We start from the raw sequence: 19,194 nt of genomic DNA, 5'->3' as shown, positions 1-19,194 counted from the left end.
TTTCGGCACTGGGAGAGAATGGTGGGCGTGGATACCCCTGAAGGTGTAGACGGACGACTGACGCTTCGCGACGGACGCGTCCTCGCGTACCACGAGTGGGGTGTACCCGACGGGATTCCCGTTCTCCGCCTGCAGGGCACCCCGGGGTCCCGCTTCTCGCGCTACCCCAAGCCGGAGGTCTGGGAGCGGCTGGGGGTGCGGGTCATCATGGCCGACCGGCCCGGTTACGGCGCCTCGACGCGGATGCCGGGGCGCGGCGTCGCATCGGTGGCCGACGACCTGATCGAGCTGCTCGACCACCTGGGTATCGACCGGTTCCCGGTGATCGGCGGCAGCGGCGGCGGCCCGCACGTGCTCGCGCTCGCGGCCCGCCACCCGCAGCGGGTGAGCGCCGCCACCGTTGTCGTCGGCGCCGCACCGCTCACCGACGAGGACATTCCGCATCTGATCGGCCTGAACGCGGAGTCGTACCGGCGCATCCGCGACGGCGGCTGGGACGGGGTCCATCCGCTTCTTGTCGAGGTCCGCGAAAAGATCCTTGTCGATCCGCTGGCCGGCTTCCGCGAGGCGTTGCGCGACGCGCCACCCGAAGACCAGGCGGTCATGGACGACCCCGCCTGGCAGGAGACGCTCCGGCAGAGCGTCACCGAGGCCCTGCGCCCCGGCGCGGAGGGCTGGAGCGACGAGGCGATCGCCCTGTTCGAGTGGGACATCGCGCCCGAAGACGTGGCCGTCCACATCGTCTGGTGGCATTCCCGCCACGACGCCAACGTGCCGATCCGGGCCGCGCGACGGGTGGTGGACCGGCTGCCGTCGGTCGACTTCCGACTCTGGGAGGGCGGGCACCTGGAGACGTTCCACCGCGAGGAGGAACTCCTGCGGGACCTCCTCGCGCGCTAGCCCTTCTGGACGATGGAGAAGTTGCGGTACTGGTAGGCGCTCAGGTCGAACCCGATGCCGACGACCCAGAACGTGTCCGGTCCGACGCCGGCGGCCGCGGTGACGCGCACCGTGTCCGGTGCCGTCTCCCGGGTCCAGGTCGATCCGTTCCAGTGCAGGACGATCGACGAGCCGCCGCTGCCGCCCGTGCCGGTGGCGAGGATGTTGGTGGGGGACAGGGCGACGATGTCGGAGAGTTGGCCGCCACCGACGATGGTCGGAACGGCGACCCGGCGCCACGAGGTCCCGTTGAACTGTGCGATGTACGGCTGCATCCCGTCGATGTCGGTCTGCGCGTACCCAGCCACCCACACGTTGTTCGGCGTGATGGCTTCGACGGCGGAGAGCCCGGCGTATCCGGGGTTCGGCGGTGGCAGTGACGTCCAGGCGCTGCCGTTCCACCGCAGCGCGACGGGCACGCTGGAGATGCCGCCGCTGGAGCCGTAGCCGACGACCCACGCGTCGGCCGGGCCCGTGGCGTCGACGGCCGCGAACGAGTCGGTTGCCGAGAGGCGGGGCGTGGGGGACCGGCGCCACGTGCCGCCGACGCGCTGCAGCGCCAGGCCGTGGCTGGCGTAGGTGCCGGAGTCGAGGTAGTTGCCGACCGCCCAGACGGTGTCGCCGGCCGCGGCGACGCCCCGGAGGGTGTTCCCGCCGGCCGGGTTGCCGTTCGGGCTGGGCTCCGCCGCCCAGGCGGTGCCGTTCCAGCGGGTGACCAGGGTGCTGGACCGGGAGGTTCCGACCGCCCACGCCTCGGTGGCGGTGACGGCGTCGACCGCGTAGAGCGTCGAATCGTTGGACGCCGCGGCCGGTCGCCAGGTCGTGCCGTCGTAGCGCAGGATCTGGCTGTGCGGGGGGACGGTCCGGGGGCGTGGAACGACCGCACCGACGGCCCAGACGTGCGTGGCGTCGGTGGCGTCGGCCCCGTACAGGAAGTTGTCGCCGGGCTCGTTCGGGGTCGCCACCCTGGTCCAGGTTCCTTGTGCGGGTGCGGGACTGCCGACGAACAGCACACCGACGGCCAGCAGGGCGGCCGCCGTCCGAGTCGATGACCTCATGCCGTCAGCGTGCCGGACGCACCTGGTAGACAGCCTTGGCAAATCCTTGGATCGTCAGCCGTAGGTGTGTGTCGCCACCGCGCGGACCGGGGGCAGCGCGGACGTCGAAGCCATGCGCCGCACGGCATCCGGCATCGCGCCGACCGTGAACGTGTGCACGGCCGGCCCGACGGACACGGTGACGAACGAGGCCACCGCCGGAACCTCGGCGGGGAGCGGAACGACATGCTCGCCCGGATCGAAGCGGGAGTCGACCACGCGCGTCGAGGTGCTTGCCGGCTCGGGCGGCGTGAACGAGGTGGCCCACCAGGCCTCGACGACCACCTGCGCCGGTTGCCGCAGGGTCAGCCGCACGGTTCGCTCCGCGGCGTCGTATTCCACGCCGGTGTCGTCGCCGGCAGCCGACGTGACGCTCTCGACCTGAGCGACGATGAGGCCCGCGATCCCCGCGAGCCCCTGCACGAACGTGACGTGGCCGTTGACCTTCGAGATCTCGTCGCGGAGCTGCCGCTTGCTGTCGGGCGGAACCATGCCACCGAAGACGACGACGTCGACGGTGGCGGTGTCGTAGTCGGTGAGCACGTCGTCGAACTGGTTGGTGGCGTCTGCCCGGAAGCCTTTGCCGCGCAGACGTTCGGCGGCGTCGAGAATCACGCCCGGGCTTCGGCCGATGACCAGGATCCGTTGAGCCATGGCGTTTCCTCCTCGATGTCTAGGCGACATCGTTACATCATGACATGATTACGTCAAGCTATGCTCCGCGGCATGGACGACGAATTCCGCCCACCGACCCTGCTCGGCCTGCCGTCGTATCTCGCCGGCGCCGCGGCCCGCGTGGGCCACCGGCTGCTGGTCGAGGCGCTCGCGACGCACGACCTACGGCTGCCCCACTTCGCCGTGCTCACCGCGCTGTCGGACTTCGGGCCGCTGCCGCAACACGAACTCGCCGACCGCCTCGCGATCAACCGCAGCCATCTCGTCGGCTACCTCGACGACATCGAGCAACGCGACCTCGTCCGCCGCGAACGCGACCCGCAGGACCGCCGCCGTCAACTCGTGGCCCTGACCGCGTCCGGACGGGCCCAGATGCGGCGTCTCCACGAGGTCGCGCTCCGCTCCCAGGCGGAGTTCCTGCACGCACTCACGCAGCCCGAGCAGGAGACCCTCGTCGCGCTGCTCCGGCGCGTCATCAACGCCAACGACAAGGACCGGCTCGCCTGACGTGCCCGGCGGCCCCAGGCAATATGATCATGGCCGAATAACCGTGATCGCAGCGAGTCTGCCAAACTGGCCGGGTGCCGGGATTCCGTTCCATCACCGCTTACCTGCCCGACCGGGCCAGCACTCTTGGCCTCGGCCTGCTGGCGGAGGTCTTCGCCGACCGCAGCCACATGGGCCTGCCCGCATTCGAGGTGACGATCTGCGCCGATCGTCCGGGTGTGGTCCGCACCGACCTCGGCCTGAACGTCCATGTCGAGCACGGGTTGAACCGGCTCGCCGGCGGTGAGTTGGTCGTCCTCCTTCCCGGCAACTCGTTCCGTTCGGACGTCCAAGCCGTCGTCCTCGACGCGGTCAGGGCCGCCCACCGGCGCGGCGCCATCGTCGCCAGCCACTGCACCGGTTCCTACTTCCTCGCGGCGACCGGGCTGCTCGACGGCCGGCAGGCCAGCACCCACTGGCGGTTCGCCGCCGACTTCGCCACGCGCTTTCCCGCGGTTCACGTTCGGGCCGACGACCTCTACGTCGACGAGGGACGCATCGTCACCGGCGCCGGTGCCGCTGCCGGCGTCGACATGTATCTGCATCTGCTGCGGCGCGAACATGGCAGCGCCGTCGCCAACGCCGTCGCCCGCGACGTGGTCGTCGCGCCGCACCGAAGCGGCGGTCAGGGGCAGTACATCACCACACCGGTGCCGGCCGACCCGGACGACGAGCGCCTCGCAGACGTCATCGCCTGGGCCGCCGGGAACCTCGACCGCATCCTGTCGGTCGAGGAACTCGCCGCCCGCGCCCTGATGAGCGGCCGCACGTTCACCCGCCGGTTCAAGGCTGCCACCGGCGCCACGCCCCATGCCTGGCTCCGCGACCAGCGTCTGCGCCGGGCGGAGAACCTGTTGGAGATCACCGACCGTCCCATCGAGCACATCGCCCGCGACGTCGGTTACGCCAGCGCGACCGTGCTGCGTGAGCAGTTCGTCAAGCACCGCGGGGTATCGCCCCGGCAGTACCGGCAGACCTTCGGGTCGACCGGCCGACCCGTTCGGTCCTCATAGGCGGTGGCCGCTCACCGGGGCGTCGTCGCGTCCGGAACGAACGCCGGACCGTGACCGGGTACCACGATGTCCGCCACCGCGAGCACCCGCGCACGGCCGGCGTGCAGCAGTGAGATGTCGACGGCGTGCCGGTCGCCAACCGACGTCGCCTCGTTCCACACGTGGGTGAATGCGACCACGCCGCCCGGTGTGCCAACGAGGACGGTGATGTCCTCGTGCGTGTGTCCCGGCGTTCGGATGAACCTGATCGACGGGGTCAGGTCGTACCCCTCGGCGTCCCGCCATTCCCATCGGTCGTCCTGATAGATGGCCCAGTGGTCGTGGAACCGGGCATGGGGGAACAGCGCGGCGTTCAACGTGTGGTCGGGGTGGTGGTGGCTGAACACGACGTCCGTGACGTCCTCCGGCGCCACCCCGAGACCGCGGAGCGGATCGAGGATGACGGACCGGCTGCGGACCATGCCCGGATCGGTGACGAGGATGACGTCACCGTCGCGCACGAACCCGACCGTGCTCGCCACGTTCGGTGCGCCGTACCCGGCGTGCAGTACGGCGTAGGACGCCGTTGCCGCGCCCGGCCTGTCGCTCATGCGATCGAGCCTGCCCGGCCGCCCGTGGCGGGGCCAGCGCTCGCGGGCCCGTGATCACGGGATTCCCGCCAACTTCAGCGCGCCGCCCGTCGCATTCGACGTGCAGCGTCTCCGTTGCGGATCACCGATGACCTCCGATCGGCAGTCGTGCCACCACGCGGTAGCCGCCTTCGGCCCTGACCTCGGTCTCCAACGATCCTCCGACCAGCCGTACCCGTTCCCGCATGCCGCGCTGGCCGGCCCCACCCGCCGTCTCCACGGGTGGTGCCGGCCGCGTGGCCGCGTCGTTCTCGATCACGATGGTCAGGTAGGTGCCGTCGGTGGTGACCATGATCCGCACAGGTGCGCCGGGAGCGTGGCGGATCACGTTGCTCAACGACTCCTGCGCGATCCGGTACGCGACCAGCGCCACCCCGTCGGGCAGCTCGATGCCCTCGGCCACCCGCAGCTCCACCGGCACACCGGCCCGCTCGGCCGACTCGACCAGCTCGGGGAGCCCACCCAGGCCGGGCACCGGCGTCAGGGTGGCGTCGGCATCTTCGTCACGGAGCACCGCCAACAGGTAGCGCATCTCGTGCAGGGCCGACCGCGCACCGGCGGCGATCTGCGCGAACTCGGCCGTCACCGCCGGATCGAGCGTCTTGATCCGGTACGACGACGAGGTGGCCTGCATGTGGATCACCGACATGCTGTGCGCGACCACGTCGTGCAGTTCGCGCGCGATGCGGGTGCGCTCCTCGGCCACCGCCCGCTGGCTCTGCTCGACCTCGACGTCGTGCCGCGCGTCGGCCAGCTCGCGGCGCACCTCCCGCAACCGGCGCCTCAGCAGCACGGAACCCAGCACGATGATGGAGAAGATCGGGTAGAGGATCAGCATCCCCGTGCCCTCGGTCAACGACCGGCCGTTCCTGACGGCCAGCACCAACAGGGCCACCGCGAGCGCACTCGCCCACCAGACCGCCAACGCCGTTCGCCGCGGGTACCGGGCACCGACGAGCCCCACGTGCGCGATCAGCGTGAACATGCCGACGATCGTGAGCGGCCAGGTGGATCCCGAGTCATGCGGCAGGGCGGCCGCCATCACCGTGGCGGCCAACAGTTGCAGCGCGGTTGCCCACACCGGACGCACCGGCGTGAGGAGCAGCGCGGTGCTCTGCGCGATGCCGACCGCGAACGCCGTGAGGGGATGCACGTCGAACTTCGTGGCGGGGAGGGCCACGTTCAGCGGCAGGAAGATGAGGGCGAGCGCGGCCGTTGCCACCCACCACAGCAGCCACGCCAGTTCCGGACGCCCCCGCACCCGTACCCGCGGCACGTGGCGCGCGAGAATCGCGCGGAGCGTGCCGAGAGCGTTGATGAGGAGCGTCACGCGGACGACGGTATCGAGTTCGGGCGCCGGCCCGCGTCCGGCTGCGGAGGTATCTGACCCCCTACCGCGGAGTGACGCCGAATCCCTCCGCAGAGAGACGCCCCGGCCGTCGCCCTACGCCGAACCTGCAGCACATGGACATGACAACGAAGCGCCTCCGGGCGCTGGTGGCTCCGGTGGCGGTCACCGCAGCGATCCTGGTCGCGGCCCCGGGCGCCGTCTCCGCGGCGCCGGGTCGCGTCGCTCTGGAAAGGCGATTGGACGACGTGCGCACGGCCGGCGCGATCGGAGCGCTCGCGGAGGTGCGGACCGAGCGCGGAACGTGGCGTGGCACGAGCGGCGTGGCGCAGGTCGGTACGACGCGTCCGGTTCGGGTCGACGGGCGGTTCCGTGCCGGCAGCATCACGAAGACGTTTCTGGCCACGGTCGTTCTGCAGCTGGTCGACGAGGGCCGGTTGCGGCTGGACGACCCGGTGCAGGCGTGGTTGCCGGGCGCCGTACCGAACGGTGACCGCATCACCGTCCGCCAGCTGTTGAACCACACCAGTGGCCTCTTCGACTACCGGCTCACGCTGACGCTGCCGCCGGACGCGGGGTTCCTCGCATACCGTTGGCGCACCTGGACCCCGGACGAGCAGGTCGCGCGTGCGGTGGCCAACCCGCCGACGTCCACGGAGCCCGGTACGGCGTTCTCGTACACGAACACCGGATACGTGCTGCTGGGCCAGATCGTCGAGAAGGTCACCGGCCGGTCGTACGCCGACGAGATCGAGTGCCGGATCCTGCGGCCGCTGCGCCTGCGCGACACGTCGATGCCGGGCACGTCGCCGTGGATCCCGGGCCCGCACCCGCATGGCTACATTCCGATCGAAGGGCGCGGCCTGGTCGACTTCACGACCATGAACCCGTCGTTGTTCGGCGCGGGTGGCGAACTGATCTCCACGACGCGTGACCTGAACCACTTCTACGCCGAACTGCTGGGCGGCCGCCTGCTGCCGAAGCCGCTGCTCGTCGAGATGCAGACCCCGGGCATCCCCGGTGGCCGCGCCTACGGGCTGGGCCTGTCCTGGCGGATCACCCAGTGCGGGGTACGCGTCTACGGCAACGACGGCGACGCGCTGGCCTACGAGACCTGGTCCTTCACCACGGAGGACGGCCGCCGCCAGGCGACCGTCGCCATCACTCCCGACCACGACGGCGACCCGGACGACGCCATGGACGCATTCCTGAACCACGTCTTCTGCGGCTGACGGAACGTCTGCCCGAAGACGCGGGCCCGGTCATGGCCGGCGGCCTTCTGCCCGCAGCTACGTCATGGCGCCGCGTACCTCGCCCACGAAGCGCCGCTGCGCCGATGACACCGCTCGGCTCGTCCTCGCCGCCACCGCCGCACCGGCCCGAGGGCCGGAACCACCCCAACGGCGCCCGAGTCGAGGACGAAGCCGCAGGTCAAGGCCTCTCGGCACCCAAGTCGCGCCCACCGTCCACACCGGACAGACGACAATGGCGTCTGGCCCGCGTTTCCGCAGGCCAGACGCCAGTCGATCAAGCGCGCCCGAAGGGACTCGAACCCCTAACCTTCTGATCCGTAGTCAGATGCTCAGGGCGCCTTCACTCCCACGCTTACCCTCTCACAAAGCGTACCGTTACGCAACGTTCTATACCTCGTTCGTGCTGGCGAGTATCGGCTGGTCTACGCGAGGGGCGACTGGCGGGCTCGACGCCCGACGGTGATTGGCCAAGGCGGCGCGCTGATTCCGTTCGGTTGGTGCTCGTAGTTTGCGCTACGTCCGATCACGCCAGGAACACATTGCGATCGCGCGCGCCGGCAAGGCCCTAGTGAACTTGCGCCCCCGAAGGGACTCAAGCGCTTCGAGACCTTCGGTACCGACTCCCGGATGCCGACCTTGGCCGCACTGATCGGGCCAACTTCACCCATCCAAAGCGCCGTTCGGCCGATAACAATACATGTATTGTTATCGGCCATGACGCGTAAGAGAACCTCGGAAGAGGATCGAGTACACGGCAGACGCCTGGGACGCCTGATCGCCGAGCGGCGCGAGCGCAGACAGCTTTCCGCCCCGGATCTTGCGCGCGACTCATCGGTCGCCATCGATACAGTTCGTAGTCTGGAGAACGGTCGGGTTCCGACGCCCGCGTTTCTGACCGTCGCCCGCCTCGCCCAAGTGCTGCAGCTCAGCCTCGATGAGCTGCACACGCAGGCGTCCCGGGAAGTCGATTCGGTGAAAAGCGACGGGCGCCAGGCGCCATGACAAGAGCGGTGCACCTAAGCGACAACGGGCCGACGGTGGTCCTTGCCCCGGTGGGATACCCGGAAAGACTGCTTGCCTGGGGACGTAGCTGGCAGGTTGGCACGGCCGCGTATTGGGTTGCGGTGACCGAGGCTGCCGCCGCAGACGGAACGTTGCGCCGTGGGCCGCATCGTCATCGCCTCGGAAGGAATCTCGCCGAGGAGGTGGCGGCGTGCCTGCTGGGCGGTCACGGCATGCCCTACGAGACCGGGCTGGCCGCCTTCCACGCGGTTCGCGACGCCGGATTGCTGACCCGCGGCGCGGACGAGAGTGAACTTGAACGGGTGCTACGGACGCCGCTCGATGTCAGCGGCCGCACCGTTCACTACCGGTTCCCAGCCCAGCGGGCCCGCTGGTTGGCCGCCGCGCTGCGCTACGTATGTACCCAGCGGCCACCCACCACCTCGCATGAGCTGCGGGACTGGTTGTTGCCGGTGGTGGGCATCGGCCCCAAGACCGCCGGATGGATCGTGCGTAATCATCTGGGCAGCGACGACGTGGCGATCATCGATGTGCATGTGCTCCGCGCCGGCACGGACGCCGGCGTGTTCGACCCGGCGTGGAGACCGACAGTCGACTATCCACGGCTCGAAGCGTTCTTTCTGGCCTGGGCCGGTCAGGGCCGGGTCCGGGCGGCCGATCTCGATGCGGTCATCTGGTCCGAACGGGCGCACGCGGCCCGGATCCCCGGCAGACGCGCCGCCGTGGAGTAACGTCGCCGGAAGGAGCCGGATCGAGAGTGGAGCCACGATGAGCGGAAGTGACGCACCTGCCGGCACGGGAACCGGCGGGGGCGGCGGCTTTGATGCCTGCGCCAGCCTGCGTCTCATCCGGAACATCGAAGCACCCGTTCACGGCGTGGCCGATCGACTCGCACCCGGGGACACGTTAACGATCCTGTTGCGTGAGGGGCCACCCGATCTGGTCGTCGCCGTCGACAACCAAGGTCGGGACGCGGGCGGAATCTCACCGACCATCCAACTGATCAACTGCCTTCGACAAGGCGTGCCGTTCCAGGCCGGCGTGCTGACGGTCCACGGCGGAGCCGTACAGGTCGAGGTTCGGGCGGCGCGGTGATCGTCGTCGGTGGCACCTACCAAGAAGAGGTGACGGTCCCTCCGCACCAGGAACTTGCCGGTAGCGGACTGCGGGCCGCCGCCTGCCTCGGCCCGAACCGCGCCCGTCTGGTCACGGCGATCGACGAGCTCACCGCACCGTTGGCGGCATCGGTCGCAGCCGCCCTCGGATTGACCATGGTCCCGGTGGAACGTGATCAGTCGGTGGGGTTCCGCTACTTCAGCCCGGTCACCGCACCCGTGATCGATGGACCGTCGGCGGCCCATACCGCGGCCTTGAGCGCCGACGACGAAACGGTGTTGGCATTCGGCATGGTCGAGACCGGCCCTCGCAGCATCCGTGCCCGGCAGCTCGTCGTCGACCCGCAACGGCCCCGCGACCTGACCCGACTCGACCTCACCGGTCTGAATGCCGACGCTGTAGCGGTCGTGGCCAACGCCCGAGAGACCCGTGCACTGGCAGGTGGCATCGCCGACCTCGGGGCTGCCGCGCGTCACGTCCGCAGCGCCAGCGGAGCTGTCGCGGTCGTCGTGAAGGACAGCGCCCGCGGCTGCATGGTCCTGGCTGGAGACGGCGACGGGACCCTGACCCGTGTCGGCCCCTACCCGACTCGGACGGTATGGCCCTTGGGCAGCGGGGATGTCTTCGCCGCCGCCTACGCCCACGCGTGGGATAAGGGTGCCGAGCCGGTCGAGGCCGCCCGTATCGCCAGCAGCAGCGCCGCTTGGTGGTGCGGGACGCGGGCCACGGTCGTGCCGCACCAGGTGCTCGGCGGCGCACCCGTCGGCGAGGTACTCCCCGACGCCGGCCCTGTACTCCCCATTCCTGACGATGATCCGCTCGTTTACCTCGCCGCCCCGTTCTTCACCCTCGCAGACCGGTGGCTTGTGGAGACGTGCCGCAGCGTCCTAATCGGCCTTGGGGCACAGGTCTTCAGCCCACTGCACGACGTCGGACCCGGCGGCGATGAAGTCGCCTCCCGTGACCTTGACGGTCTGGACCGCGCGCATGCGGTCTTCGCACTACTGGACGGCTGGGACCCCGGCACCGTCTATGAGGTCGGCTGGGCGCACCGCAAGGGGCTACCGGTGGTCGGCTTCCTCCAGGGCCCATCGCACGAGGGCACGAAGATGCTCGTAGGAACCGGCGCCGAACTGCATCAGGATCTGTCCAGCGCCCTGTACCGCGCGGTGTGGGCAGCCCAGGGTCATCCGCTGACGCCCAGCCGCGTCACCGGTCACACGTGAGCGGAATGGGCGCTGGCCGCAACGACGTCCAGACTTCGCCGCGCCAGGACGGGAGCGTCCTGCTGCTGTCCGGCGGCCTGGACAGCACCGCCCTGGCAGCCTTGCAACGGCCCACCCTGTGTCTGGTCATCGACTACGGACAACGTCCAGCGCCCGCCGAGGTTCGCGCGGCCACCGCGATCACCGACGCGCTCAACCTTCCACTGGAGCACCTTCGCCTCGACCTCGGCGACACCGGTGGTGGCTTGCTCCGAGACGACAGGCCGCTGCCGGGTGCGCCCAGTCCGGAGTGGTGGCCCTTCCGGAACCAGATCCTGGTCACCGCGGCCGCCGCGGTCGCCCTCCGCAACAGCCTGCACACCGTGATGGTTGGTACCGTGCTCGACGACCGCGACCGTCACGCTGACGGCAGCCCGGCCTTCTACGACGCGCTGGACCGGCTCTTCGCGCTGCAAGAAGGAGCGATCCGCATCGTGACGCCAGCGATCGACGAGACCTCAACGGCACTGGTGGGCCGGAGCGGACTGGGCGAAGACGTTCTTGCCTGGACGGTCTCGTGTCACCGGGCCAGTCTGCCCTGCGGCCAATGTCCGGGCTGCTGGAAACGCGTCAAGGTTCTCGAACGCCTTGGCCTGCTGCAAACACCGGATCCGTGACCGGGGTGCCGCGAGACGCTGCGGCGGCTCGCGCCGCGTTAGCGTTCGCCGAGGCCCGCGCCGTCCGTCCGGTCAGGGCCGCACCGTCCGGCGGAGATCCAGTTGATGACCTGGCAGCGCCGCGTGCCGTCCCGGCTATCCCGCTCGACGTGCCCATCACCGATGCCGGTGTCACCCGTCCGTTCGCTGAGGTTGTGGCCGCCCGCCGCAGCGAGCGACACCTGCAACCGCCAAACCTCGCGCAGGTCGGTACCGTCCTCGCCCGGGCCGGGCTAACCCGCGGCAGGTCAACCGATCTCGCCGGCGCCCCCATCGCCCACCGCGCCGCCCCCTCCGCCGGGGGCCGGCATCCGCTGACCCTCGTCCTGCTGGCCGGGCATGTCCGTGGTCTCGATCCGGGAAGCTGGATTCTAGATCCCGACGCGGCCGTCCTGCGCCGCGGCGCACACTCGTCCGACCGCACAACGCAGGCACTGCAAGAACTCGCGCAGGCGATGGACCAGACGCGGCTACCGCCGGCCGCAGTGCTCGCTGTCGCCCACCCCGACCGCACCCTCAGCCGCTACCCCGATGGCATTTCCCTGCTCTGGCGTGAAACCGGTGCGCTGCTCATGCTCGTCCACCTCGCTGCGGCCGATCTCGGCCTAGGCTCCTGCATCGTAGGCACCTGCGGCGTCCTCCACGCCGATGACGGCAGCGGAACCGGACCGGTCGACCTCGGCGCCGTCGTCCTCGGCGCCATAGGGATGGTGCGGATCGGCGTTGATTCGACGCAAAGCGAGGAGACGTGACCAGAACCGCCAGCGTCACCCGATCATTCAGCTTCGACGCAGCTCATCAGCTGCCTTGGCATCCAGGCAAATGCGCGCGCCTGCACGGCCACACCTACCGCCTCGAAGTCACCGCCACCGGACCCGTCGGAACCAACGGCATCGTGATCGACTTCGCTGACCTCAAGTCGGCCGTCGAGAGGGACCTCATCGACCGCCTCGACCACACGCTGCTCAACGACAGCATCGACAATCCCACCGCCGAGCGGGTTGCGCTGCACATCCTCGATACGCTCGTGCAACGTGGGCTGCCTGTCACCCGGATCCGTCTCTGGGAAACCCCGGATTGCTGCGTCGAGGTCCACCCGTGAAACCTGGCACCGGCGAACGTCGTCCACCCCCGCGTGCGCCCGCAGGGTCGCTGCTGCTCAGCGAGACGTTCGTATCGCTGCAAGGCGAAGGGCCAAGCTCGGGTGAGCGGGCCGTCTTCGTCCGGCTCGCCGGCTGCAACCTGACCTGCACCTGGTGCGACACTCGGTACAGCTGGGACTGGGACCGATACGACCCAGCCGTCGAGACGAGCATCGTCGACCCGAAGCTGCTTGCCGCCGACCTCGACCGCCGCGCCGGCCCGCACACCCGCTTGGTCGTGCTAACAGGCGGAGAACCACTGCTTCAGCAACCAGCCGTCGTCACCCTGCTCACCGCGTTGCGCGCACGCCGCCCCGACGTCCGCTGCGAGGTGGAGACCAACGGCACCGTCGCACCCGCCGAGGCACTCGTCCCGCTCGTCTACCGATTTGTCGTCAGCCCGAAGCTGACCCACGCCGGCAGTGCGGCCGCCCGCGTCCGCCCTCAGACCCTCCGCGCGCTGCTCGACCTACCCAGGTCCGTACTCAAAATTGTGCTGGACGGACCCGGCGATCTGCCCCAGGTCGCCTCCCTCGCCGCGACCGCCAGAACTACTCCTGATCGCATCTGGCTCATGCCCCGCGCGACGACCACTGCGGAGTTGCTCATCGGAATGCGCACGCTCGCCGGCCTCGCCGTCGACAACGGCTTCAACCTATCCGGCCGTACGCACATACTGCTCTGGGGCGATGTACGCGGACGCTGACAACACTGAGAGCCGCAGTCGACAGTCTCCGAAACTGGTTAGGGCTGAGCTCGTTGGCCCCAATCAACCCCGCTGATCGCCGCCCCGACCCGCACTCGTCACTCGCTCGGACGACTCCAGACCGTCCTGGCCACCTCCCATCGAGCCAGTGAAGAGGATCCGCATGTGGCGTCTCGTTCTGGCTGAGAGGTTTCCGATGGCTGGCATCGCGTTGCCCCCGGAGCCGCCTGACGTAGACAACGGCATCGAGCATCGCCGGTACGCACGGGTCAGGAGTAGCGCTGGGCCTGACGAGCCCGCCGCAGCGGCTTACTAAGACGTCATGTAGGTATCGAGATGGGAGCGACTGCGGCGGACTGCCGTCTACCAGCGGCGACGCCGGTAAACGGGGACTTCGCGTACGGGCATCTCGGACCAGTGCAGTGGGCGGTCGACGACGGGGCGGGCGAGGTAGGGGGTGATGCGGTCGCGTTCGTGTTCTTCGGCGAATTGCTCGGCTTGCGTGGTTTCACCTGCGAGGTCGAGTGCCTTGATGAGTTCGACCACGAGCAGGTCGAGGCGGTGGTTCTCCGCTTCCGCGGCCGTGAGGCGTTCATGGGCGGCGACGGCGCGGTGGCCGCACCATTGCCGCAGAAGTTCGTGCTCCGGCCGGACGTGCTCGCGGTACCACCGGTACTCCCATTCCGGACTGGACTTTTCGCCCTTGCGGATGGGGTGCGGGCCGCCGTGTTTGCACTTGTGTCGAGCTTCGGCCTCCTCCACGATCACGTGCTCCAGGATCGTGTGCGGGTGGGCGCGGCAGGCGGCCCCCGCGATCACCAGGGTGCCGGCGGGCGAGACGACCGTGGTGTCGTCGGTGGTGAACCACTGAGCCCTGGCCAGGATCTCCTCGACGGGTATCTGAAGGATGTCGGCCAGGGCTGTGCGGTCCTTGATAATCGTCGCGTTCTCGACCGGCCGCCAGTCCAGCTCTGCCACCTCTTCGGGGACGAGGGCGGTGTAGACGGTGCCGACCGCGCTCTGTTCGACGGAGTCGAGGTCGAAGTCGTTGATGCGCTGCCAGTCGGCCTGCTGGGCGTCGTAGGTTTCGACATCCGCCCACCGGGCCTTCAGCCGGGTCGACGGCACGGTTTCACGGCGGCCGTCGTCGAGGAACTCCACCTCGATACTCGCCGTGACCTTCTTCGGCGTAACCGCCTTGATACGTACGCGCTCCGACGGCGCCGTGTCCCGAAGCCGGTACGCCCACTCGTCGCCGACGACGTACAGCGATGCATCGAATGCCACCTGAACCGCCCTTCGGATGCCGACCCTGCCACGACGCCGTATGACCTGGGCGCACAGAACCATGCTGGCATCGACTGATTACACGGCCCACCCGCTGTTGAGGGCCTATGCCGAGGAGGGAGCCGGTCGGTATAACTGGCCGATGGTCGACATCGCCGCGCCGCTGAAACCGTACCAAGTCGAGGTCCTGCGGTGGGTCGACGCGGGATGCCCCGACGGGGGCATGCCGGGCGATGGCGCCAAGCACACCGCGAGGGCGTTACAGGGTCGCCGCCTGGTCACCGTGTCACGTCGGGCCGGCCGGTGGTCGGCGACGTTGACCGAACGTGGCCGCTACTACCTCGACAACGGCCGGTATCCAGCGGTGACCAGCGACCGCGCGGAGAACTCGCCGACGCGGACGACGTCGGTCGGAAAGACCCGTCAGCCGGAGGCGCAACCGTCGGTGATCCAGGAAGCGACCGTCCTGGTCGAACGGCTCCAGACCAGCGGCGGCACTGTGGTCGTGTCGGACCCGGACGCCGACACCCGCGCCAGCTACCGCCGTGCCATCCACGCCGCCAAGCAGCACAAACTCGTACCGGACGGCTACGACCTCCGACACACCGGCCGCAACACCGGTGACCTCGTCATCCGCCTCTACTCGGCAGAGCAGCCCTACGACACCGACTGGAACCGGCTACGACTCAACCAGGGCGACATCCGCGCCACGGCCGCGGCTGACTACGACGCCCTCCAACAGGACCCCACCAACCTGCGGGTAGCACCCGAATCGATCCCCCGGGTACTCGCGCTGCTCCGAGCGATCGACGACGCCGGGGCGGACCGGAAATGCCGCGTCGGCATCAACCTCACCACGAAGAACCCGAAACCGTACGTCAAGTTCGGCAGCGCACGGCGGTCGCTCGAGTTCTTCGAGGAATACGACCAGGTACCCCACGTGCTCACCGCCGACGAAAAACGGACGAAACGACTCCGCCCCTGGGCGCACATCCCGGAGTTCGACAACGTCGCCACCGGCCGCCTGCGCCTCGAAGTCCACCAGCTCCAGTCCAATCAGCGCATCACCTGGCGCGACACGCCCACCAGAAAACTGGAACAGCAGGCCAGCCGCATCGTCGCCGACATCATCAAGGTTATCCAGACACAGGAGCAGGAGGCCGCCACCTTCCGGCAGCGCCAGAAGGAACGGCAGGCTGCGGCGCGACTTGCCGAACAGCAGGCAGCCGAGGAGAGGCGCCAGCGCGAGATTGAACGCAAGGCACGCTGGGAGAACGCCATCGCGAGGGCCCGACGGCTCGCCATCGAGGAGCACCGTACGGCGACGTTCAACACCGCGATGGCACAGTGGCAGAAGGCTGCGAGCATGCGGGCATTCTGCGACGCGCTCGAAAACGCCTCCACCGGCGAGGCCGCCACCAACAGCGAGCTCGCCGCCTGGCTGACTTGGGCACGCGCCCACGCCGACAAGATCGACCCCACTGTCGGAACACCCACACTCACAACCATCGACTTCACCATCGAACCAGGCCCGGAAGATTTACGCCCACACCTCAACGGATGGAGCCCGCACCGCCCAACGAAGGAATAGGGGGAAGATTCAAGGTCTGGCTGAGGAAGAGGCCGTCCATGTTTGACGGTGTTGTGTCAGTCCTCGGGGTCCTCCTCGATTCCTATCTCGCTCTCGGCCAGCGATGCCTCCGTCGGAGGAGAGTCGTCGACGGACGCGTGCATCGGGTCTTCGTGAGGCAGCGCATACTCTCCCGCGAGCTCGGCCAAGTGCATGATCATTGGAAGGACCAGCCCGTCGCGGTAATCGTCGGTCTGCCGCTGCTGATGGACGAACATGGCCCACGCTTCGGCGTTGTCGCCTGCGGCTTGACCTAAGATGGCGATCTCAAGAAGCTGGGGATTCCATGCGTTCTTGTGGTTGTCGATCCGTCGCTTCGCCTCGAGTCTCTCCTCGCCGGAGTCCTTATCTTTGACCTTGACCTGCTTGATGCGCGAAGTCAGTTTGGTGGCGTCGTTCTCGATTTGGTGGGTACTTGAGCGTTCCATGGTGCTGTAGAAGACGCGCCTGTCAGTCTCGCCAGAGCCGGTGAGCCAGAGCCCTTTGGCGATGCCAGCTGTGGCCGGGTCCTTAGGTGCCCACCACTGGGGCGTTTCCGATCGGTCGTCCACGCGAAGCCGGATCAGCCGCAAGTGTTTTCCTTGGAGCGCAAGGCGTTGTACGGGACCGCCGCCGAGTTGGAACATGTCCTGCCTGGTGATGCCGTTCTCGAGCCAGGGAACGTAGGTACGGCTGTTGTTGGCGTGGGTGATCGCGACGGTGGGCTCGTTTCGGAGCCCGTACAAGACTCGGTGGATGAAGCGGGCTGCCTCGGCCTGCTGCTGCGCCTCGGTCTTGAGGTCGTCGCCGCGAATACGCCCCGTCAGACTGCGCAGGAGCTGCGGGTACGGCACCCAGGAGTCACTGTCGGCGGTCCGGCCGAGGATGGCGGGCTGTCCTGGCCTGATGAGGACCGCGATGGGGGTGAACTGCGGCTTCCACCAGTCGCTGTCGGAGCGGCGTTTGACCATCCAGAAGGCCAGCTGGTTGAACGAGTCGGGTAGTGCTGTCCCCAGGCTGTGCTGCGGGACGAACCGCACTCCGACCTGCCGGAGCGCATCGCCCCAGGCTGCATCCGCGCGGTGCGGGCCTGATGCCGCTGGCTCATCCGCGAGTTCCTCGCCATCCTCAGGCGGAGTCTGCTCCACGGTGCGGAACGTCGTGATGAACTGGCTAACCCGGTGCGCGTCCGCGCAGCCGAGCCGGATGGCGAACTTGGGGTCGGTCTGCCGAGGATCCCAGTCCTTCCGTCCGTCCAGTTCGACGATGACCACTTGCGATGCGGGCTCGCTTTCAAGGCGCTCGCGTACTTCCCGGCGTCGAACGGTCACGGCCTCCTCGATTTGCTTCCGCTTTCGGGGTGTGTCTGCGCCGCCGAGCGGTCCGGCCAGCTTTCCTACCGAGCGGGCGTAGATCGTCACCTTGAGTTCGTCGGTGTTCCAGGTGAACGTGGCGGTGCCCGCTTCGGTGTTGTACTCGCCGAGTCCGAGGCTTTCCTCGGCGGCGCGGATGATCTCGTCTCGGCATTCGTCTGTTTGGTAGAGCAGGTGGCAACGAAGGTGGGCGTCGACGGCTTCAGCGGTGAGGGTGCGTAGCGCGAGGCTGTTGGCTGCGGCGATCGTCTCGTTCGCGGCCAGCGCTTTGGCCGTTTTCTCGCCTGTCTTGTCGTTGTCCGGCTTCGGTATCGGCCTTCGCTTCTTGAGCTGCGGCTTCGGGGTTCCCTTCAGGTCGCTGCCGAACAGGTTGGGCAGGCGGGTGAAGTCTGGTTCAAGGGCGGCGGCTGCCCACTCCGTAAGTCGCCGGCGCTCCGAGGGCATCAGCCCGGCTCCGATGCCGTGCTTGCCCATCATCGGGTGGTAGACGACGGCGGCGCGGACGCCGGTCTCTCGGTCCAGCCACTCTTCGGGCCGCTTTTGCAGGATGTCAGGCTCGGGAAAGTCTGAGTTGACCGTCAGGCGCCGCAGCATGCCTTCGGCCCCGGATGCCTTCCATATGACTTTGCGTTCTCGCTTGTTCCATTTGAGGGTGGCTGCCGCGAAGCGGCTGGACGCGGTGCCTGGTGCGGCCGGGTCGTCCCACATCCACGGGCTGTCGGCCAATAGGTAGGTCGTCACGCCGCGGTCGGCTGGCATCCACACTGGTCCGCGGACCCACCGTCTGATGCCGGTGTTGAGGTGAATGCGTGGGGTCGAGCTGAACGGGACGGTGTGCAGCGTGAGGCGGATGTAGGCCGAGTAGCTCCAGATCCGGACGCCGGTCTTGGATGGGACCTGACGTTGCAGCGGCGGCCAGGACATCAGCTCGGCGCCTTCTTCGCGTGCTACACGCTTGAAGTGCAGTGTTTCGCCGTTGTAGGTGTATGGCGTTCGGGTCGGGTCCGCGATCCGGTCCGCGAGCAGGTCGGGTAGCAGGTGATAGAGGTGTCGTGCGGGCTGGGCGGTGCCACCAATGGTCAGCTCCTGCTCCAAGAGATCGACCGAAACAAGGTCCCACTCGAGGTTGTCCACGTCGAGCTGGTGCTGCGTCGCGCGGACCAACGGGAAGTCATCGGGTTTGGGCTGTAGGTCGTTGAGCCAGCCCAGAACCAAGCTCTTGATGATGCTCGAGCGGTACTCCCCGCGGGTGTAGAGCCAGGGAAGTGAGTCGTCGACACTGGCGTACTTGGCGACGGATACAAGGTCCGGTGCGTAGGCCCGGATGACGTCGTTGATCCCGCGGATCGGCACCTGCCGCCGCTGCTCGGGGTTCTTCTTCCCATGCCGGTAGAAGTCGAGGATGATCTGCCGCCAGTGCGCCGGGAACGCCAGGGCGTTGAAGGTCTCCACCAGTCGGTCGCTGCGCGGTGCGGCGGCGAAGGCGGCGGTGCTGATCTGGTCGAAACTCACGGCTG

19 protein-coding genes are annotated in these 19,194 nt (G+C 68.5%); 13 read left to right on the top strand and 6 right to left on the bottom strand.

Features of this window, described 5'->3' with window-relative positions; translation table 11 throughout:
• Positions 1-27 precede the first annotated feature (27 nt).
• Positions 28-900: an alpha/beta hydrolase gene (locus Vau01_RS55905; protein WP_204010784.1), complete on the top strand. Its 873-nt coding sequence runs from the start codon at positions 28-30 to the stop codon at positions 898-900.
• Here the strand turns inward: Vau01_RS55905 and Vau01_RS55900 are convergent.
• Together Vau01_RS55900 and Vau01_RS55895 are read right to left on the bottom strand one after the other, a co-directional pair.
• A complete protein-coding gene (locus Vau01_RS55900; protein ID WP_204010781.1) occupies positions 897-1,997 on the bottom strand; it encodes a hypothetical protein in 1,101 nt (366 codons plus the stop codon). The two genes, Vau01_RS55905 and Vau01_RS55900, sit on opposite strands and share 4 nt — an antisense overlap.
• A 54-nt stretch (positions 1,998-2,051) precedes the next feature.
• Positions 2,052-2,690, bottom strand: a complete 639-nt coding sequence (locus Vau01_RS55895) for a hypothetical protein (RefSeq protein ID WP_204010778.1) — start codon at positions 2,688-2,690, stop codon at positions 2,052-2,054.
• Positions 2,691-2,762: 72 nt separating this feature from the next.
• Between Vau01_RS55895 and Vau01_RS55890 the strand changes: the two genes are divergently transcribed.
• Complete coding sequence (locus Vau01_RS55890) at positions 2,763-3,218, top strand: MarR family winged helix-turn-helix transcriptional regulator (RefSeq protein ID WP_204010775.1); 456 nt, start codon at positions 2,763-2,765, stop codon at positions 3,216-3,218.
• A gap of 74 nt (positions 3,219-3,292) precedes the next feature.
• The gene (locus tag Vau01_RS55885; protein WP_204010772.1) at positions 3,293-4,270 is read left to right on the top strand and encodes a GlxA family transcriptional regulator; all 978 of its coding nucleotides are present in this window, start codon (positions 3,293-3,295) and stop codon (positions 4,268-4,270) included.
• 11 nt (positions 4,271-4,281) lie between these two features.
• On the opposite strand, the gene Vau01_RS55880 is transcribed toward Vau01_RS55885, so the two are convergent.
• Positions 4,282-4,860 (bottom strand): MBL fold metallo-hydrolase, encoded by a 579-nt coding sequence (locus Vau01_RS55880; protein WP_204010769.1) that lies wholly within the window; start codon positions 4,858-4,860, stop codon positions 4,282-4,284.
• A gap of 121 nt (positions 4,861-4,981) precedes the next feature.
• On the bottom strand, positions 4,982-6,229 hold the full coding sequence (locus Vau01_RS55875) for a sensor histidine kinase (RefSeq protein ID WP_204010766.1): 1,248 nt from the start codon (positions 6,227-6,229) through the stop codon (positions 4,982-4,984).
• A gap of 134 nt (positions 6,230-6,363) precedes the next feature.
• Between Vau01_RS55875 and Vau01_RS55870 the strand changes: the two genes are divergently transcribed.
• From Vau01_RS55870 to Vau01_RS55830, 9 genes are all read left to right on the top strand, one after another.
• Entirely contained in the window at positions 6,364-7,479 is a 1,116-nt protein-coding gene (locus tag Vau01_RS55870; protein WP_239152810.1) for a serine hydrolase domain-containing protein, read from the top strand.
• Positions 7,480-8,214: 735 nt separating this feature from the next.
• Positions 8,215-8,502, top strand: coding sequence for a helix-turn-helix transcriptional regulator (locus Vau01_RS55865; protein ID WP_204010763.1), 288 nt, complete (start codon positions 8,215-8,217; stop codon positions 8,500-8,502).
• Between the two features lie 122 nt (positions 8,503-8,624).
• Positions 8,625-9,254 (top strand): 8-oxoguanine DNA glycosylase, encoded by a 630-nt coding sequence (locus tag Vau01_RS55860; RefSeq protein ID WP_204010760.1) that lies wholly within the window; start codon positions 8,625-8,627, stop codon positions 9,252-9,254.
• A 37-nt stretch (positions 9,255-9,291) separates the two neighbouring features.
• A complete protein-coding gene (locus Vau01_RS55855) occupies positions 9,292-9,618 on the top strand; it encodes a hypothetical protein (protein ID WP_204010758.1) in 327 nt (108 codons plus the stop codon).
• Positions 9,615-10,865, top strand: a complete 1,251-nt coding sequence (locus tag Vau01_RS55850; protein WP_204010756.1) for a PfkB family carbohydrate kinase — start codon at positions 9,615-9,617, stop codon at positions 10,863-10,865. Before Vau01_RS55855 ends, Vau01_RS55850 begins: the two co-directional genes overlap by 4 nt.
• Before the next feature lie 5 nt (positions 10,866-10,870).
• Positions 10,871-11,521 (top strand): 7-cyano-7-deazaguanine synthase, encoded by a 651-nt coding sequence (locus Vau01_RS55845; protein ID WP_239152825.1) that lies wholly within the window; start codon positions 10,871-10,873, stop codon positions 11,519-11,521.
• Positions 11,522-11,670: 149 nt separating this feature from the next.
• Positions 11,671-12,312: a nitroreductase family protein gene (locus Vau01_RS55840; protein ID WP_204010744.1), complete on the top strand. Its 642-nt coding sequence runs from the start codon at positions 11,671-11,673 to the stop codon at positions 12,310-12,312.
• Entirely contained in the window at positions 12,309-12,662 is a 354-nt protein-coding gene (gene queD, locus Vau01_RS55835; RefSeq protein ID WP_204010738.1) for a 6-carboxytetrahydropterin synthase QueD, read from the top strand. The genes Vau01_RS55840 and queD overlap by 4 nt, the downstream gene beginning before the upstream one ends.
• Positions 12,659-13,408 carry a 7-carboxy-7-deazaguanine synthase QueE gene (locus tag Vau01_RS55830; RefSeq protein WP_204010737.1) on the top strand — a complete coding sequence of 250 codons (750 nt, stop codon included), beginning with the start codon at positions 12,659-12,661 and terminating at the stop codon, positions 13,406-13,408. Before queD ends, Vau01_RS55830 begins: the two co-directional genes overlap by 4 nt.
• A gap of 363 nt (positions 13,409-13,771) precedes the next feature.
• Here Vau01_RS55830 and Vau01_RS55825 read toward each other — a convergent pair whose 3' ends face one another.
• Positions 13,772-14,758, bottom strand: a complete 987-nt coding sequence (locus Vau01_RS55825) for a tudor domain-containing protein (protein ID WP_204010735.1) — start codon at positions 14,756-14,758, stop codon at positions 13,772-13,774.
• Positions 14,759-14,837: 79 nt separating this feature from the next.
• On the opposite strand from Vau01_RS55825, the gene Vau01_RS55820 reads away from it, so the two are divergent.
• Positions 14,838-16,286 carry a hypothetical protein gene (locus tag Vau01_RS55820; protein WP_204010733.1) on the top strand — a complete coding sequence of 483 codons (1,449 nt, stop codon included), beginning with the start codon at positions 14,838-14,840 and terminating at the stop codon, positions 16,284-16,286.
• A gap of 56 nt (positions 16,287-16,342) precedes the next feature.
• Here Vau01_RS55820 and Vau01_RS55815 read toward each other — a convergent pair whose 3' ends face one another.
• Entirely contained in the window at positions 16,343-19,189 is a 2,847-nt protein-coding gene (locus tag Vau01_RS55815; protein WP_204010731.1) for a pPIWI_RE module domain-containing protein, read from the bottom strand.
• Positions 19,190-19,194: the final 5 nt, after the last annotated feature.

It is taken from the genome of Virgisporangium aurantiacum (genome assembly GCF_016863635.1).
In the GTDB taxonomy this organism is placed as follows: domain Bacteria; phylum Actinomycetota; class Actinomycetes; order Mycobacteriales; family Micromonosporaceae; genus Virgisporangium; species Virgisporangium aurantiacum.
This window is presented reverse-complemented; position numbering and strand designations above follow the sequence as displayed.